Annotated in this window: 11 protein-coding genes; 5 read left to right on the top strand and 6 right to left on the bottom strand. The window is 66.8% G+C overall.

Going from position 1 to position 14,896, the window contains the following annotated elements:
* Positions 1–94: 94 nt before the first annotated feature.
* Complete coding sequence (locus tag HMP06_RS01740; protein WP_176495528.1) at positions 95–2,428, bottom strand: TonB-dependent receptor; 2,334 nt, start codon at positions 2,426–2,428, stop codon at positions 95–97.
* Positions 2,429–2,720: 292 nt separating this feature from the next.
* Here HMP06_RS01740 and HMP06_RS01735 point away from each other — a divergent pair, with 292 nt between their 5' ends.
* On the top strand, positions 2,721–3,905 hold the full coding sequence (locus HMP06_RS01735; protein WP_176495527.1) for a molybdopterin molybdotransferase MoeA: 1,185 nt from the start codon (positions 2,721–2,723) through the stop codon (positions 3,903–3,905).
* Positions 3,906–3,976: 71 nt separating this feature from the next.
* Entirely contained in the window at positions 3,977–4,654 is a 678-nt protein-coding gene (gene lexA / locus HMP06_RS01730) for a transcriptional repressor LexA (protein ID WP_176495526.1), read from the top strand.
* Positions 4,655–4,780: 126 nt separating this feature from the next.
* On the opposite strand, the gene HMP06_RS01725 is transcribed toward lexA, so the two are convergent.
* Complete coding sequence (locus tag HMP06_RS01725) at positions 4,781–7,021, bottom strand: ComEC/Rec2 family competence protein (protein ID WP_443026493.1); 2,241 nt, start codon at positions 7,019–7,021, stop codon at positions 4,781–4,783.
* Positions 7,022–7,062: 41 nt separating this feature from the next.
* Here HMP06_RS01725 and gltX point away from each other — a divergent pair, with 41 nt between their 5' ends.
* Genes gltX through HMP06_RS01710 form a run of 3 tightly spaced genes read left to right on the top strand, consistent with a single transcriptional unit; the run spans position 7,063 to position 10,030 of the window.
* On the top strand, positions 7,063–8,535 hold the full coding sequence (gene gltX / locus HMP06_RS01720; protein WP_176495524.1) for a glutamate--tRNA ligase: 1,473 nt from the start codon (positions 7,063–7,065) through the stop codon (positions 8,533–8,535).
* Positions 8,536–8,558: 23 nt separating this feature from the next.
* The gene (locus HMP06_RS01715; RefSeq protein ID WP_176495523.1) at positions 8,559–9,845 is read left to right on the top strand and encodes a citrate synthase; all 1,287 of its coding nucleotides are present in this window, start codon (positions 8,559–8,561) and stop codon (positions 9,843–9,845) included.
* Entirely contained in the window at positions 9,842–10,030 is a 189-nt protein-coding gene (locus tag HMP06_RS01710; RefSeq protein ID WP_176495221.1) for a hypothetical protein, read from the top strand. The genes HMP06_RS01715 and HMP06_RS01710 overlap by 4 nt, the downstream gene beginning before the upstream one ends.
* Before the next feature lie 820 nt (positions 10,031–10,850).
* Here HMP06_RS01710 and HMP06_RS01705 read toward each other — a convergent pair.
* The 4 genes from HMP06_RS01705 to HMP06_RS01690 are packed head-to-tail and all read right to left on the bottom strand — an operon-like array spanning position 10,851 to position 14,875.
* Positions 10,851–12,230, bottom strand: coding sequence for a sensor histidine kinase (locus HMP06_RS01705; protein ID WP_176495522.1), 1,380 nt, complete (start codon positions 12,228–12,230; stop codon positions 10,851–10,853).
* Positions 12,227–13,336 (bottom strand): DUF2336 domain-containing protein, encoded by a 1,110-nt coding sequence (locus tag HMP06_RS01700; RefSeq protein WP_176495521.1) that lies wholly within the window; start codon positions 13,334–13,336, stop codon positions 12,227–12,229. The genes HMP06_RS01705 and HMP06_RS01700 overlap by 4 nt, the downstream gene beginning before the upstream one ends.
* A 35-nt stretch (positions 13,337–13,371) precedes the next feature.
* Complete coding sequence (locus HMP06_RS01695; RefSeq protein ID WP_176495520.1) at positions 13,372–14,532, bottom strand: hypothetical protein; 1,161 nt, start codon at positions 14,530–14,532, stop codon at positions 13,372–13,374.
* A gap of 49 nt (positions 14,533–14,581) precedes the next feature.
* Complete coding sequence (locus HMP06_RS01690) at positions 14,582–14,875, bottom strand: Hpt domain-containing protein (protein ID WP_176495519.1); 294 nt, start codon at positions 14,873–14,875, stop codon at positions 14,582–14,584.
* Positions 14,876–14,896 lie beyond the last annotated feature (21 nt).

Raw genomic sequence — 14,896 nt, 5'->3', positions numbered from 1 at the left:
TGCCGCTCGCCTTCCACCGTTTCGCAACTGGGCCCCGGCCTCCGCCGGGGAAGGAAATAGGATCGACCTGCGCCGCAAGTCGATCCTGGATCAATCAGAACTTTCCCGACAGCGACACGCCGATGATGCGCGGGTCGTTGAAGACGGCGGCGTTGTAGTTATCGAGCACGCCCTTGAGGTTTTTCTCGTCGGTCAGATTGCGAACATAGACCGCGATTTCATACTTGTTGTCCGGCGCGGCATAACCCGCCTTCAAACCAACCTCGAACGTACCGTCGGAGGTGTATTCGATCGTCTTATACGGCACGAAGCTGGTGAAGCCCTGCACCGTCGCATCGCCCGCCAGGAACAGCTTGCCGCCATTGCCGAGCGGCAGGTCGTAGCGGGCATTGCCGTCGAACTGATACTTCGGCGCATTGGGCAATGCGTTGCCGTTGATCTGCGCCAGCGTCGCCGTACCGACATTGATCGTCGGGTTGAGCACGGTGCAGGTGACCACGCCGTTCAGCTTGCACACCGGCGTATAGACGCGCGTGTCGTTCACTTCCGTATGCAGCACGCTGCCGCCGAGGCCGAGCGTCAGGTTGCGCACCGGACGCCACGTCAGTTCGGCTTCACCACCCCAAGCCTGCGCCTGATTGGCGTTGAACAACAGGCCGTTGTTGTTGGCATCGTTGCCGTTCAACTGGATGTTCTTGACCTTGTAGTAGAACCCCGTCGCGTTGAAGCGCAGCGTGTTGCCGAACAGGTTCGACTTGAAGCCCGCCTCGTACGACGTGATCGTCTCCGAACCCGCCGTCACGAACGCCGAGCTGAACACGGCGTTGCGGCCCTGGATCGTCGGCCCACGGAAACCGCGCGAGACGCGCGCGAATACGTTGACGTCCGGGTTCACTTCATAGCGCAGGCTCCCCTCCCAACTCGGCTGCGTGTCGGCGAGCCGGACATTGGTCGCCGCCGTCACCGGGAAGGTCACCACGCCAGCAGCATTGCGCGGCGGCGTGACCAGACGCGTCGTCTTCTCGTCATAGGTCACGCGCACGCCGCCGGTCAGAGTCAGCTTCGGCAGAAGCTCGTAGCTCGCCTGGCCGAAGCCCGCGTACGACGTGTTGACGTTGCGCAGGACGACGAAATTGTTCGGGTTGGGCGTCGTACCAAACGAATTGTTGAGCAGGAAAAAGCCGCGCTGCGCGAATTCGGTGGTGTCGCGCGACTCGAAATAGATCCCGCCGACCTGCCATTTGAAGCGACCATTGCCATTGCTCGCCAAGCGGACTTCCTCGCTCAGCTGATCGAGATCGATCACGCGACCACGGCTCTGGCCGTAGAAGCGTCCGCCGGGGAAGTTGGCCGCGATCCCGCCGTCGGTGTCGCCACGGCTCGACCCCGAGGTCGTCTCATACGCCGTGATCGAGGTCAGCGTGACGCCGCCGAAATCGTTCTTCGCGTTGAACGATGCGCCGTACGTCTTGTACGCCTGCGGGCTGTTGAGCGCTTCGTCATTGCCGACGGCATCGCGCGGTTCGGCGCTCACGTCGTTCGACCCGAGCTTGATCGCGCCGCGATGGAACAGCGTCGCGGTGCCGCTGTAATGGCGCGCATGCGCCGACAGGATGCCGGTGAAGCCGGTGTCCGGCGGGGTCAGCATCAATTGGACGCGTACGTCCTTCTCATCGAAGCGGCCGAGCACGTTCTTGCCGCCGACGGTGCCGTCACCGCTGACGCCGTTGAAGGTGTTGTCGATCCAATTGTCGCGATGCTGGTACAGCGCCGAAACGCGGAACGAGAGCACGTCCTTGACGATCGGCCCGCCGACGCCCGCATCGACGCTGATCGTGTTGTAGCTGCCGTACGATGCCGTCGCGCGGCCTTCGAACGCGTTGCTCGGACGGATCGTGTCAAACTTGATGATGCCCGCCGTCGTGTTGCGGCCGAACAGCGTACCCTGCGGCCCGCGCAGCACTTCGATCTGGCGCACGTCGAACACCGGGTTCGATTTGAGCACGACATGCTCCAGCACGACATCGTCCTGGATGATCGACACCGGCTGCGATGCGCCGAGGTAGAAATCGACGTTGCCGAGACCGCGGATGTAGAAGCGCGGGAAGATGCGGCCGGTGGTCGATTCGACGTAGAGGCCGGGCACGCGGTTGGCGAGTTCGAGTAGCGTATCGCTGCCGCCCGTCGTGTAGGTGCGCAGATCGTCGCCTTGCAGCACGCCGACCGAGACCGGCACCGACTGCAGATTTTCGCGGCGGCGCTGGGCAGTGACGACGATGTCGCCGAGGCTGTCGCTATCGGTGGCCTGCGCGGTCGCGGCAGCAGGCGTCGCGACGGGCGCGTCCTGCGCGCTGGCGGCGCTTGCCCAAAGCGCGGAGAAGGCCGTGCCGAACAGAAGTGCGGACTTGGCGGCGAGCGATTTAGACATGAGAGTTTCCCACTTTTTGATTGAGCTATTGATATGAAGATGCGCGCGCAGGGCACTCCCGGGCTCCTGCGCTGCACTCTGCCGGACGACCTTCATCTGAGTGAAATGCCGCCGGTCACCGCGCGCTAGGCGCGGTTTAAGGCGTTATGATGACAGCGCGAATTGGCCGGTGGATTCTCATCGACTGTGGCTTTTTGGTCATCTCGCGTCGGGGCCAGCAACCCGCGAGAATCGGCGCTCCGAAACCGCGCGCCCCTCGACGCGGCACCCGCTGGCACGATACAGGCACGCCATGCCCCCACCCCTCCTCTCCGTCACCGATGCCCAAACCCGCCTGTTTGCGCTCGGCACCCCCGTCGCGGTCCAGACGGTGCCGCTGCGCGAAGCATCCGGGCGCTGGTCGGCGGCCGACGTGCTGGCGCTGCGAACGCAACCGACGACCGATCTATCGGCGATGGACGGTTACGCGCTCCGCTTCGACGATCTGCCCGGTCCTTTGACGGTGATCGGCGAAAGCGCGGCGGGGCGTCGCTTCGATGGCACGCTCGGTGCGAACCAGTCCGTCCGCATCTTCACCGGGGCGGCAATGCCCGCGGGTGCCGATAGTGTGCTCGTCCAGGAAGAGGCAGCGCGCGATGGCGAGACGCTCCGCTTGGCAGGCGAAGGTCCGAAACGTGGCGGCAATGTCCGCCGCAAGGGCCTCGATTTCAGCGCCGGCGAAACGCTTGTCGGCGCGGGCGAGCGGCTCACCCCGGCGCGGATCGCGCTCGCCGCCATCGCCGGGCACGGCACACTCCCAGTGCGCCGACGGGTCCGCGTTGCGATCATGGCGAGCGGCGACGAACTCGTCGCGCCCGGTGCCCCCCTCACCGCCGATGCGCTGCCCGAATCGAACGGCGTCATGCTCGCCGCCTTGCTGGCCGATCTCCCGGTCGAGGTGATCGATCTCGGCATCCTGCCCGATCGGATCGACGCGATCGTCGACACCTTCGCACAGGTCGATGCCGACATCCTCGTCACCACCGGCGGTGCCTCGGTCGGCGACCACGATTTGATCCGCCCCGCGCTTCAGGCGGCGGGCGGAAATCTCGATTTCTGGCGAATCGCGCTGCGGCCGGGCAAGCCGATGCTGGCGGGACGGTTGCGCAACACCGTCGTGCTCGGCTTGCCGGGCAACCCAGTGTCGGCCTTCGTGACCGCGACGATCTTCCTTCGCCCGCTGATCGCTCATCTGGCAGCCGCCGCCACCCCGCTGCCAGGCACACGCCACGCGATCCTCGGTGTCGCCCTGCCCGCGAACGACCACCGCCAGGACTATCTGCGCGCCACGACGAACGATGGCCGCGTCGCACCGGCGGACCGGCAGGACTCCTCGATGGTCCGCACGCTCGCCCGCGCCGACTGTCTCATCGTCCGCGCGCCGCACGCCCCCGCCGCTGCGCCCGGCGACTCGGTGGAAGTCATCCTGCTCGCGTAACCCGCCCGGCTTGACGCGCGATTTTTCGTTCCGTATAGGTTCGTCGTCTGTTCCGACGAAAGGGCCGCGACATGCTTACCCGCAAGCAGCATGAGTTGATCTGCTTCATCAACGACCGGCTCGACGAGACCGGGGTCTCCCCCTCGTTCGAGGAAATGAAGGAAGCGCTCGACCTCAAGTCCAAGTCTGGCGTGCACCGCCTGATCAGCGCGCTCGAGGAACGCCAGTTCATCCGCCGCCTGCCCAACCGGGCCCGCGCACTCGAAGTGCTCAAGATGCCCGAACGCGGGACCAAGGCACCGACCAAGGTCGCAGCCGAGGCCGCAGCGCCCAGCAACGTGCGCCATCTGCCCGAACCCGCCAACGACGTGATCGAAATCCCGCTGCACGGCCGCATCGCGGCCGGCGTGCCGATCGAAGCGTTCGAGGGTGCCTCGATGCTCGCCGTCCCCGCCGCCCTGCTCGGCAGTGGCGAGCATTACGCGCTCGAAGTGTCGGGGGATTCGATGGTCGAGGCGGGGATTCTGGACGGCGATTACGCGCTGATCCGCCGCCAGGAAATCGCCCGCGACGGCGAGATCGTCGTGGCCTTGATCGAGGAAAGCGAAGCGACGCTCAAATTCTTCCGTCGTGAGGGCGCGATGATCCGGCTCGACCCCGCCAACCGCGCTTACGATCCGCAACGCTACGCGCCCGCGCAGGTCCGCGTGCAGGGCAAGCTCGCCGGTATCCTGCGCCGTTACGATTGAACGGCGGGCGTCGGCTGCGCGGTGCGATCGACGCGATCGCCGGGCTTGAAGCAGGCCGCCGTCTCGAACCCGTTCGGCATGATCGGAACGCGGTCCAGCGGGCTTCGGGGCAATTTGGCAGTGCAGTTAGCGGGCCGGTCCGCCTGATCGGGCGCCATTTTTCACCTTGCCCCAAGTGCGCCGCAGCCGCTCCGGCGGCAGCGGCGCGGCGATCCACGGATGCGTATCGCCGGACTGCCGCACCGTCCGCACCGCGCCCCGCTCGAAGCTGATCGCCACGCCACCGGTCCGCACCAGTACCGGCCGGTCGAGCCGCAACCAGCGTGGCGTGCATCCGCGCGGTAATCGCCGCTCGCTGACCACGATATCCGCCGTCCGGCACGCCGCGATCAACTCGGCAACCGGCACCAGATAGGCACTCCGTGTCGCCACGACACGCCAGTCGCGCCCGCCCGCACGGCGCGTCATCAAACACAGATCGCGGCTGCACCGCGCCTCTGGATGGTCCGACAGCAGCATCGGCAGGCCGTCTATCCCGCCATTTTCTGTCAGCATATCGGCGGTGTAATCCCCCACCCGGTCGCGCAGCAACGCAATATCCCCACCATCGGTACGGATCGCGAGATGCCGCCCGTCTCCTGTCACCAGCAGATCGGGTGCTGGGGTCGCCAGCGCCCAGATCGCCCCTGCCGCCAGCGGTATCAGCCCCAGCCGCCGCCACCGCGTCCGCCACAAAGCGATCCACAGCCCACCCGCCACCATCAACGCATAGGCCCCGCCCGGCATCGCGGGCAGCGGCGCGACCGCTCCGGGAATTGCCGCCGTCGTCCGCGCGATCCACAGCAGCAGATCGAGCGAGCGCGCCGTCAGCCACCAGAACGGCGCTCCCGCCCCCACTGTGTCGAACAGCAACGCCAGCGCCTCCAGCGGCATGGTGACAAAAGTTGTCAGCGGGATCGCGATGATATTGGCGACCGCGCCGTACACCCCGGCCTTGTGAAAATGGAACAAGGAGATCGGGATCAGCGCCAATTCGACCACGATTCCCGTCAACAACAGCGCCACAATCCCACGCCCGATCGCCGCCGCCCGCGATTGCTCGCGCGGGGCGAACCACCGCCGCACCACAGGATGTTCGTTGAGCGCGATGATCGATGCGACCGCCGCAAACGAAAGCTGAAAGCTCGGCCCCGCCAAAGCCTCGGGGTATAGCAACAACACGATCACCGCCCCCGCCGCGACCAGCCGCAGCGTCAGCGCCTCGCGCCCCAGCACAAGCGCCACCAGCACGAAAAGTGCTGCGACGCATGACCGGATCGTCGGCACCTCCGATCCGGTGAGCCACGTGTACCCGATCGCCGCCAGCGCCCCCGCTCCCGCCGCGATCAGCGGGATCCGCCAGCGCAAAGCGACCCACGGGCTGAGCGCGAGCAACCTCGTCACCAGCAGCATCACCGCCGCCACCGCCGCGGTGATGTGCAACCCGCTGACCGACAGCAGATGCGCCAGGCCCGAGCGCCGCATCGCCTCATTATCCTCGGCGGGAATGCCCCCCTGATCGCCCGTCGCCAGCGCGGCCGCAATTCCGCCCGCCCCACTCCCACCGACAGCGCCGCCACCCGCGCTCGCCTGAATATGCCGCGACAGCCGCACGCGCAGCCCGGCATCCCGCGCGCCGCCGCCGGCCACCACGCTGACCGGCCCAAACCCGCGCCCGGTCGCGCCGATCCCGTCGAACCACGCCGTCCGCGCGTAATTATAGGCACCGGGCACAGAGGGTTCGGGCGGTGGCATCAGCCGCGCCGACAGCCGGAGCGTTGCCCCCAGCGCCAGCCCTTCGGGAACGTCCACGCTCGCCAGATTAACCCGAATGCGCGGCGGCAATGTTGGCAACGGCCGCGCCGGCCCGCGAGACTCGGGCACCGAAAGCACTTCCACCGGCGCCAACCGCAACCGCACCAAATCGCGCGCCGGCAGCGGCTCGATTCGCTCCACTCGGGCCGTGAACGTCGCAATCGTCGGCCGATGCAGCACGCCTTGCGCAACATGCTCCGCCCGCCACCAGATCAAGCCGAGCCCAAGCGCGACTGCCGTTGCGCCCACCGCAACCACCCGCGCCGCGCGCCCGTATCGCCCCGCCGCCAACCCGCCTAGCGCCACTGCAACCGCCGTCAGCCCGGCGATCTGCCAGCTCCGCGCGTCAGGTAAAACGAACCACAATGCGATCCCGCCGCCCAGCGCGACCGGCAACCACAAGGCAAGCTGATCGCGCTCCGCCTCCAGCCACTGTTCCAGCCGCGCGCCCAACCCACGCAAAGTGCCCCCGCCGATTTGAAGCGCGGCAAGGTGCGTGCTAGGGGCGCTCAAGGCTGATCCGGCCATCCATGTAAGTCTGGGAGTATGCGCGGTTGAGCGCAATATCTGATCCCGCCGCGGCCTCCGCCGTCGGCGCCACTTCGACCACCGCCAAGCAGCCTCAGGTCGTAACCCGGTTCGCGCCCTCGCCGACCGGGTTTCTGCACATCGGCGGCGCGCGCACCGCGTTGTTCAACTGGCTCTATGCCCGCCACAATGGCGGCAAGTTCCTGCTGCGGATCGAGGATACCGATCGCGCGCGCTCGACTCAGCCCGCGATCGACGCGATCCTGACGTCAATGCGCTGGCTCGGTCTCGATTGGGACGACAGCGAAGTCTATCAATTCTCCCGCGCCGCGCGCCATGCCGAGGTCGCGCACGCGATGGTCGCACACGGCCATGCCTATCGCTGCTTCCTCACGACCGAAGAACTCGACGCGATGCGTGCCGAGGCGCAGGCCGCCAAGAAACCGCTGCGCATCCGCAGCCCGTGGCGCGACCGTGACCCGGCCGAGGGTGGCGACAAGCCGTCCGTCGTCCGCCTGAAGGCCCCGCTCGACGGTGCCACCACGATCGAGGACCGCGTCCAGGGCAGCGTGACCGTGCAGAACGCCGAGCTCGACGATCTCGTGCTGCTGCGGTCGGATGGCACGCCGACCTATATGCTCGCGGTCGTCGTCGATGATCACGACATGGGCGTCACCCACGTCATCCGCGGCGACGATCACCTCAACAACGCCTTCCGCCAGCTCCCCATCATCCGCGCGATGAACGCGATCGAGGGCGGCTGGCCCGATCCGGTCTATGCCCACATCCCGCTGATCCACGGATCGGACGGCGCGAAGCTGTCGAAGCGGCACGGCGCGGTCGGCGTCGAATTCTACCGCGACGAGCTTGGCATGTTGCCCGAGGCGCTGGAGAATTACCTGCTCCGGCTCGGCTGGGGCCATGGCGATGACGAAGTCATCAGCCGCACCCAGGCGATCGCGTGGTTCGATCTCGACGGCGTCGGCAAATCCCCCTCGCGCTTCGATCTGAAGAAGCTCGAAAACCTCAACGGCATCTACATTCGCGATGCCGAGGATGCCCGGCTGGCCGAATTGGTCGCGACTCGTCTCGATTTCACGCCAAGCGATGCGCAACGCGCCGTGCTGGTCCGCGCGATGGCCTCGCTCAAACCGCGTGCTGCAAACCTCAACGAACTGACGCGCGGCACCGACTTCCTGTTCGCCACCCGCCCGCTCGACATCGCGCCGGACGCCGCACCGCTGCTGTCCGGGGAATCCCCTACATTGCTCGCAAAGCTCCACGCGGCGCTTGACGCGCTCGACGGCTGGGATACGGAGGCGCTCGAAGCGGCGGTACGGTCGGTCGCGGAAACGTCCGGGGTCAAGCTCGGTCACGTCGCGCAGCCACTCCGCGCAGCACTGACCGGACGCAAGACCTCGCCGGGGATCTTCGATGTGCTCGATTTGCTCGGGCGTGACGAGAGCCTCGGCCGCATTGCCGACCAGATGGCCGCGTAAAGACTTACGAAAGGACGATTTCGATGACCGACCCCGTCAAGCTGAACGCCGCAGGCAAGGATCTCGACCTCAAGGTCCTTTCGGGCAGCGTCGGGCCGGACGTGATCGACATCCGCAAGCTGTATGCACAGACCGGGATGTTCACGTACGACCCCGGCTTCACCTCGACCGCAAGCTGCGACAGCGCGATCACCTATATTGACGGCGATGAGGGTGTGCTGCTCCACCGCGGCTACCCGATCGGGCAATTGGCCGAACAGTCGAGCTTCATGGAAGTCTCGTACCTCCTGCTCAACGGCGAGCTGCCGACCAAGACCGAACTCGACAAGTTCAGCTACACGATCAGCCGCCACACGATGCTGCACGAACAGCTCGCGACTTTCTATCGCGGCTTCCGTCGCGATGCGCATCCGATGGCGATCATGTGCGGCGTGGTTGGCGCGCTCAGCGCCTTCTATCACGACAGCGCCGATATCACCGATCCGCAGCAGCGCATGATCGCGAGCCACCGTCTCATCGCCAAGATGCCGACGATCGCCGCGATGGCGTACAAATACTCAATCGGTCAGCCGTTCCTCTATCCCGACAATTCGCTGAGCTACACCGGCAATTTCCTGCGCATGACCTTCGGCGTTCCGGCCGAGCCCTATGTGGTGAACCCGATCGTCGAAAAGGCGATGGACCGCATCTTCATCCTGCATGCCGATCACGAACAGAATGCCTCGACCTCGACCGTGCGCCTCGCCGGTTCGTCGGGCGCCAACCCGTTTGCGTGCATCGCGGCGGGCATCGCCTGCCTGTGGGGCCCGGCGCATGGCGGTGCGAACGAAGCCGCGCTCAACATGCTGCGCGAAATCGGCACGCCCGACCGTATTCCTGAATACATCGCGCGCGCGAAGGACAAGAACGATCCGTTCCGCCTGATGGGCTTCGGCCACCGCGTGTACAAGAATTACGATCCACGCGCGACCGTGATGCAGCAGACCGTGCGCGAAGTGCTCGGCGAACTCGGCGTCACCGATCCGGTGTTCGACGTTGCGATCCAGCTCGAGGAAATGGCGCTAAGCGACCCGTATTTCATCGAAAAGAAGCTGTTCCCCAACGTCGATTTCTATTCGGGCGTTATCCTGTCGGCGATCGGCTTCCCGACGACGATGTTCACCGCCCTCTTCGCGCTCGCCCGCACCGTCGGCTGGGTCGCACAGTGGAATGAGATGATCGGCGATCCGGAGCAGAAGATCGGCCGGCCGCGCCAGCTCTACACCGGCCCGACGCAGCGCGATTACACCTCGGTCGAGTCGCGTTCGTGAAAGCAGCCGGGCTGATCGTCGGGCTGGTTCTGCTCGCGTTCGGCCTGCTGTTTGCTGGGCAAGGGTCGGGCCTCATCATGTGGCCCGCCTCCAGCTTCATGCTCGCCGCGCGGGTGTGGGTGGTCTACGGCCTGGGCATCGCGGCGGTCGGGGCGGCGCTGCTCTGGTGGTCGCGCCGCCGCTGACGCAGCGGCGGACGTCTGTCCTACACGCGGCTGATCGGGCATAGCGGGCCGGTTCTTTGACACCGCTGGTTTGAACGCAGTGATCGCCCGTTAACACGCGCGGCCAAACCCTACTTCGTCAGTCGGCCTCGTGCCGGAGTCCACCTCGCCACGTGGCCTGACCTCAAACCCCAAGCACACCCCCCCCCCCGCCCGGTGGCGCCGTGCACAAGCCTATCCGGAGCTTCATCGAGGGGCCGGGGTGATAATGAGTCGCGCGCGATTGTCTGGAAGTGGGTGGAAAGCGGACGTAGGCGGTTGGCGTAAAAGCTGCACGACTGGCTAGGGCTGCACATCATTCGACGCGGATGCTCGAATGATAACGTCTGGGAAACCCCCTTGCTCAGCCGCAGCCTTCGCGTTGCCGACACATTTGATCGGCGTTCCCGCTCTTACCGAGATGACCGCCCTTCGGCCCCCTTGTTTGTAGGTCCACTTCAAATACTTGCGGAGGCCTGAGGTTTTCTCAAAATATGCGTCGGGACTTTGCCAATAGGTGCAGCGTCCGTTCTGGAGGCTAACAACGACTCCAATTTCTGGCGGAAGTTGACCAGCGCTGAGCGCGAGCAAGCTGATCAAGAACATCATGTCAGCGGCAGGGTGCCCCGCCGAGTGAATGTCCGCAAGTGGGCGGAAGCCGCCGGTCCAAAAAAGCGCATTCCACGTGGTGTTCACCTGCCCACGTTAGTGCGACTCGTGAGACTTTAGCGGGCAGTCCGCGCACCAATCCGCGCCGAGACAAAACGCGTTTACGCCTAACCTTAGCCTAACTTTCCGCGCCCTACCCCGCCCGCATCGGCAGTGTAAAAACGAACCGCGCGCCCTGCCCCGGCGCGCTGTCGACGGTCACATTCCCACCCATCGCCCGCGCCAGCCGCCGCGCGATATACAGCCCCAGCCCCGATCCGCCCGCCTCGCGCGGATCGACGCGTTCGAACTTCTCGAAAATCCGCGCTTGGTCCTCCAGCGCGATGCCCTTGCCCTGATCCGCGACGATGATCGCGGCGACATCGCCCTCGCGCTCGGCGCGGACCCACACCATCCCGTCGGCGGGCGAATAGCGCACCGCATTGCCGATCAGATTGACCAACACTTGCAGCGCGCGACGGAACTCTCCGGTCGCAGGCAATACCTCGCCGATCGACGGCCGGTCGATCCGCACCTTCGCATCGGCCGCGCGCACTTGCAGCAGCCCGGCCGCGCGACGCGCGACATCGGCCAGATCGAGCGCCTCGTGCGCCACGACGAAATCGGGCCGCTCGATCGCCTGCAGATCGACCAGATCGTCGACCAGCCCCATCAAATGCCGCCCGGCGCTGGCGATGTCGGCGGCGTAATCGGCATAATCCTGGCGCAGCGGCCCTTCGGATTGGGCGTGGATGCTGTCGGCATTGGCGATGATCCGGTCGAGCGGCAAGCGCAGCGCCTGGTCGAGCCGCGCGGCAAAGGCCGCCGTAACCGCATCGGGCGCAGGCGGGGCCTCGACCGGCGGCACGCGCGCATCGTCGAGCATGTGCGCGGCCCCGACGAAGCCCGCGAACGCTCCGCTCGCGTCGGTCCGCACATTCGCCGCCAGCCGCACGCCGCGCCCGGTATCGCGGATCGTCGCGGGCTGATCCTCAAAACGCTGCTGCATCGCCAGCGCGCCGAGGATCGGGAATGCGCCGCCGTCGCTCTCACCCAGCACGAACAGCCGGGTGAGCGGATGGCCCAGCATCGCCGCCGCATCGAAGCCGTACAGCGCCCCCGCCGAAATCGTCAGGAAAGTGATCCGCAGCGCGCTGTCGGTTTCCCACAGCCAATCCGCCTCACTGCGCAGAAAATCGGAGGCCCGCTCGTCCGCGATCCCACCCGGATGCCACGCCGCGCGATTGCGCCAGCCGGTGATGGAAAGCCGCACGCCGCGCGGATCGGGCCGCGCGCGGACCCACAATTCGAGGTCGCCCTCGCCATCGCCCACCACGATCCCGCGCGACACCAGAATGCCGAGCCGCCCCGCCAGCCGTGCCAGCGTCGCGATCTGCGGCACGGCGAGCGGTTGCCCGATCCCGCCGCCGGCCCGCGCGTTCAGATCATGCAGACGCTGATCGGCCTCGACCAATCGGCCATCCCGGTCGATCAGCCCGCGCACCGGCGGCAGCATCGGTTCATTGACGTTCATCGCTTGCGTCCCAGCGCGACCAGAGCGGCGCGATAATCGCGGTGGAGCAGCAAGGGCGCAAGCGCTTGCCGCGCCTGGAGTGCATCAACCGCGACGATCGCATCGAGTCCCTCGGCAAAGCGATCGATATCGCGCCGCGGATCGGCGTCGCTCAGCGCCAGGCCAATGCGCGCGATCGATTCGCGATCGAGCTCGAGCGCACGCAGCAACAACCACAGCCGCTCCGCCCCCGGATCGAGCACGACTTCACGCGCATCTTCATAGTCGAGGCCAAGCGCGTGCGCGAGCAACGCGACGAACAGCGACAGGCGGCGATCGGCCAGCGCCTCGACCAGCAGGCCGGGCAGTTCGTTGGATTGCGGATCGAGTGCTGCGGCCAGGCGCAGCGCGGTCGCCTCCAGCCGGTCGCCCTCGTCATGCGCCGCGATGCTGCGCAACGCCGCCTCGGCGAGCGCACGGTCGAGCGCCGGAAGCGCCTCCCCCGCCGCATCGGCAAAGCGTTCGCGCAAGGCCGCAGCGATCCACCAGACGAGCCGGTGGTGCAGCTCCGCGGGCAAGTCGCTCGGGTTAGGCTGCCCCGGCGCGGGCGGCATGCGGCGACGGCTTTCCGCGGACAGCAAGGCGATCGCACTCGCCGCCACGACGCTGTCGCCATGCTGCGCCAGGCGCGGCAGCAGGCTCGCGCGGTCGGGGTCTTCGGGAGCGTCACTCGGCAGGGCATCGGCGAGCAAATCCTGCCGCACCCGCCCGAGCAGTTCGCGCATCAGATCGGCATCGCGCACCAGACCCGCGCCGATCAGACGATCAAGCATCCCACGCCCCTCCGCGCCGAGCGCCTCGGCCAGCGCACCGACATCGCGCGTGGCGAGCAAACGTGCGGCGTGGTGCCGCAGCGCGGCCTCGATCCCGCTGGTCAGGTCACCCAGCACCGCGGCCATCGCGATTCGCGTGCGCTCGTCGAGCCGCGCATCCTCGTCGAGAAAGAAGTCATCAATCGCGCCGCGCAGCCGCTCGTCGGCGCGCACGTCCGCTATCGCTGCACGGGCGAGCAGCGCGGTGGCACTCCAACGAGTCCCATCATCCATGTCGCGACGTTCAATCGACATGTGCTCGTATCTAGGGCGTTGTCGTTAAGGCGAGACTAAGGCTTTTCGCGAAACGCCTCAATTGCCGCGGCCAGCGTCACGGCGGCGTAGAGCCCGGCAATTGCTAGCGCGACCAGCGGCTCGCCCACGATCAGCAACGGCAGCATCACCACCGGATAGGCGAGCGGGCTCGCCCACAGCCGGCGCTGATGCTCGATCGGGGCCGCGCGCTCCAGCAAGGCGGCGGCGATTAACAGCGCAGCGGCGAGGATCAGTCCAGCCGGCCGATCCGCACCATAGCCGATCGATAGCGCCGAGCACGCGGCGATGCCCGGCGCGGCAAACGCGGTTGCGCGCACCAACGGTGCCTCGTCGCGCACCCAAGCCAGCGCGGCGGCGATCTTCGCGCCAAGCAGCGCGACGCACGCCACCGCCATGCCGATCGCCGGATGGCCCGAGCCGATCGTCACCACCGCGGAGACCGCCAGCGCCACCGCAGCGGCAAGCGGCGCAATCGTCGGAACGCCGCGTGTCATCAACGGCGGCAGCGCGAATCGCATTAGCGGCGCGAACAGAAATCGGTCGGCCCAGCGTAGCGGCCGCGCAACCAGCGCCGCGACCGTGCCGTTGCCGCGCTGCGCCAGCGCCACCGCGCTGCGTTCGATGCCGTGCCCGGGGGCCATATGCGAATCGAGCCGCACCTGATCGGCCCCCGCTTGCGCCGCGGTCCGCAACAGCGTCGATTGAAAATCATAATCGCGCGGCATCGCGGCAACTTCGGCAATACGCTTGCCGTCGAGTAAGGCGAGCCCGGCCCAGGCGGCATTGGCCCCGACGCGTTCGTAATGCGCATCGTCTTGGTCGGTCACCAGCAGCGTATCCTGCCCGGCGGCGGCGAGCGACTGGACGACATCGCCAGTCGTCACCACGCCGTCCGCCACGACCAGGACGCGCGCCAGCGGATGCAATTTCTCGACCGCTTCGATCGCCGTCCGTACGGCGTCAACCGCGACACCGCGCCGCCCGATCCGGCTGATCGCGCCGAGCAGTTCGGGCGTCATCCGCGCCACCACCAGCACGATCTGGGTCGCACCGGCCGATGCGAGCAAGCGCGCCTGGAACTCGATCAGAGTCAGCCCACCGAACGGCAGCGTCGCGGCAAGCACGCCTGCGCGGTCATCGGCATCTTCGGTCGCAAAAATCAGTCCAGCCAGCATCGCTGGGCTGTTAGGGTGTAAGTTCCCCTAAGGCAAAGCCCGTTCGGGCTTAAAGCCGTTCGACCGCGCGGCGCAGCCGACGGATCAGCCCGGCATCATGCGCTTCGCTTTCGGCGGCTTCGGTGGCGATCGCCATCAGCCGGATCGCGCCGAAACTGGCGGCAAGGCCGCGCAGCCGGAATGCTGCGGCGCGCCACGCTTCGTCACCCTCGGCGGCTTCGAGCACCGCAAGACCGCGTTTGACGCTGTCGAGAAACGCCTCGCGCAACTCCGCGATCAGCGCGGGTTCGTCACCGACTGCCGCCGCCAAAGTCGCATCGATTGCACCGGGATCATAGGCCATGGCGACGCTATAGGAGCAAAG

It is taken from the genome of Sphingomonas sp. HMP6 (assembly GCF_013374095.1).
Taxonomy (GTDB): domain Bacteria; phylum Pseudomonadota; class Alphaproteobacteria; order Sphingomonadales; family Sphingomonadaceae; genus Sphingomonas.
The sequence above is the reverse complement of the archived record's forward strand: the minus strand, read 5'-3'. Positions and strand labels throughout refer to the sequence as shown.

Bases quoted from the DNA above. Each gene is read 5' to 3' on its own strand.
- HMP06_RS01740 (WP_176495528.1), bottom strand. From the start codon at position 2,428: ATGTCTAAATCGCTCGCCGCCAAGTCCGCACTTCTGTTCGGCACGGCC.
- HMP06_RS01735 (WP_176495527.1), top strand. From the start codon at position 2,721: ATGCCCCCACCCCTCCTCTCCGTCACCGATGCCCAAACCCGCCTGTTT.
- lexA (WP_176495526.1), top strand. From the start codon at position 3,977: ATGCTTACCCGCAAGCAGCATGAGTTGATCTGCTTCATCAACGACCGG.
- HMP06_RS01715 (WP_176495523.1), top strand. From the start codon at position 8,559: ATGACCGACCCCGTCAAGCTGAACGCCGCAGGCAAGGATCTCGACCTC.
- HMP06_RS01705 (WP_176495522.1), bottom strand. From the start codon at position 12,230: ATGAACGTCAATGAACCGATGCTGCCGCCGGTGCGCGGGCTGATCGAC.
- HMP06_RS01700 (WP_176495521.1), bottom strand. From the start codon at position 13,336: ATGTCGATTGAACGTCGCGACATGGATGATGGGACTCGTTGGAGTGCC.
- HMP06_RS01695 (WP_176495520.1), bottom strand. From the start codon at position 14,532: ATGCTGGCTGGACTGATTTTTGCGACCGAAGATGCCGATGACCGCGCA.
- HMP06_RS01690 (WP_176495519.1), bottom strand. From the start codon at position 14,875: ATGGCCTATGATCCCGGTGCAATCGATGCGACTTTGGCGGCGGCAGTC.